We start from the raw sequence: 1,777 nt of genomic DNA, 5'->3' as shown, positions 1-1,777 counted from the left end.
GCGATCCCACCTTTTGCAATAAGTTCGACAATATCCACGACTTGCCCTTACTTCCAAATAACTCAGTGGTCTATCAATCTTCTATTGATTTTCAACCACTTACCAAGAAACTGATCCTATTCTCCACTAGTTAACTGATTAGGTCAGGAAATTTACACTTGGACTTTAGCACATCCGGTACAGAGTGTCTTAGGTAGTGGAGGTAGTTTAGGGAGATAGGGAGATGAGGAGATGGGGAAGAATTTAATATCAATGGGGCTAAGGTCTGATCACCATAACCAAGTTCCATATTAGGGAAAGCCTCAATTTTTGGTTTCGGTGTGGAATGGGCATCTTGCCCGTTTCATTTGCCTAAGTATTCAAATTTATAATTCTAGTAAAAACTCTAATCAAACGGGTGGTTATCCCCATAGTCGGTTTCTGGAAGAATCTGGCACTATAAATAGTAGCTAAGCACCTAAACAAAATTAATTTCCTACTACCAATCTCTGTAACCCTTACATCGTAAGGCTTTGAGTTTTGGAAAATGTGTAATTAATTTTGTGCACCTGCTTATAGAGTATTGAGTCCTTTCTTGATGCAAAGCGCGAGTGGGAGGAACCACGGCAATAGCGAGTGGGGGAAACCCCCGCGTGAAGGCGCTGCCTCCCCAAGACCGCGCTGCATCGCTTAAACCATTAGTTGGAGGTGTGGCTTTCCTACTCACGCAACTTGCTATGGGATGAGGTATTAAGCCGCAAATTTTGATGAACAATCCAATTCAATCTTTTTACAACTGGTATCGCAACACTATCCGCCATTCTAAGTATCGCTGGTGGATTATCTTGGGAACCCTAGTTTACTTTCTTAGCCCCATTGATATTTCCCCAGACTTTATTCCCATCATTGGGCAAATTGATGATATCGCAGTTATAACCCTGCTGGTTTCGGAGCTGTCTCAGTGGCTAATTGACTTTGCCAAAAACCGCCAAAGCGAAAAGATTGCCAATGACACTCAAGATCCTAAGGTCAAGACTGTGGATGTAGACTCTATGGGTGTCTAGTCAAGGGTCTTGAGAGGATGTAGGCAGAAGTGATTATGTGAATCTACTTCTGCATTTTTTTGGCATTGCTGAATCTTCGCGCTGCATCAAGACATGAAACGGGCAAGATGCCCATTCCACCAATATGCCAGGAAGGATACGGGCAAGATGCCCATTCCACCAATATGCCAGGAAGGATACGGGCAAGATGCCCATTCCACCAATATGCCAGGAAGGATACGGGCAAGATGCCCATTCCACGGACTTTTAGGGCGAACGACGGGACTCGAACCCGCGAGTGGTGGAACCACAATCCACTGCCTTAACCACTTGGCTACGCTCGCCATAATCTTACAGTTGTTTATTATAGCATCTTATTTGTTGGTTTATCAAGAATCTCTGAAAGTTTGATGGTAATTACTCACTCAGGAATGAATAGAGTCCTGAGGTTTGCTGACCATTGCGGCAATTATCTTGCCCTGAGGGACTTCCATCAAAAATGCAAGACGTTACCACCATTTTGCAGTTAATCTGGAACTCGAAGGCTTCATAGCCATCGTAGTATATAATATATGCTTGAAAAATTAATATGAAGATTTCACAGGTTGTCACCGCTTTTGGCACTATAGTGCTGGCGGTGGTGGGAGGCTCAATGGTGGTGACCAATCCTGGACAAGCTACCTATGAAGATTATGCGGTTGAGCAACTGAGCAAGTATCTAAAAGAAGAAGTTTGTCCCCAAGCACCGGAAACCC

3 protein-coding genes and 1 tRNA gene are annotated in these 1,777 nt (G+C 43.8%); 2 read left to right on the top strand and 2 right to left on the bottom strand.

The window, feature by feature from the left end; genetic code table 11:
* The first annotated feature begins 746 nt into the window (after nt 1-746).
* Nucleotides 747-1,043: a YkvA family protein gene (locus tag F6K37_RS40830; RefSeq protein ID WP_287257003.1), complete on the top strand. Its 297-nt coding sequence runs from the start codon at nt 747-749 to the stop codon at nt 1,041-1,043.
* A 43-nt stretch (nt 1,044-1,086) separates the two neighbouring features.
* Here the strand turns inward: F6K37_RS40830 and F6K37_RS40825 are convergent, their stop codons facing one another.
* Together F6K37_RS40825 and F6K37_RS40820 are read right to left on the bottom strand one after the other, a co-directional pair.
* Nucleotides 1,087-1,269 carry a hypothetical protein gene (locus F6K37_RS40825; RefSeq protein ID WP_287257002.1) on the bottom strand — a complete coding sequence of 61 codons (183 nt, stop codon included), beginning with the start codon at nt 1,267-1,269 and terminating at the stop codon, nt 1,087-1,089.
* 24 nt (nt 1,270-1,293) lie between these two features.
* A tRNA-His gene (locus F6K37_RS40820) sits at nt 1,294-1,366 on the bottom strand.
* A gap of 245 nt (nt 1,367-1,611) precedes the next feature.
* Between F6K37_RS40820 and F6K37_RS45170 the strand changes: the two genes are divergently transcribed.
* A partial coding sequence (locus F6K37_RS45170; RefSeq protein WP_353839132.1) for a DUF4359 domain-containing protein occupies nt 1,612-1,777 on the top strand: 166 nt, incomplete at its 3' end.

This window comes from Moorena sp. SIO4E2 (assembly GCF_010671945.1).
Taxonomy (GTDB): Bacteria; Cyanobacteriota; Cyanobacteriia; order Cyanobacteriales; family Coleofasciculaceae; genus Moorena; species Moorena producens.
This window is presented reverse-complemented; position numbering and strand designations above follow the sequence as displayed.

Coding starts and splice junctions, on each gene's coding strand:
- F6K37_RS40830 (WP_287257003.1), top strand. CDS start 747: ATGAACAATCCAATTCAATCTTTTTACAACTGGTATCGCAACACTATC.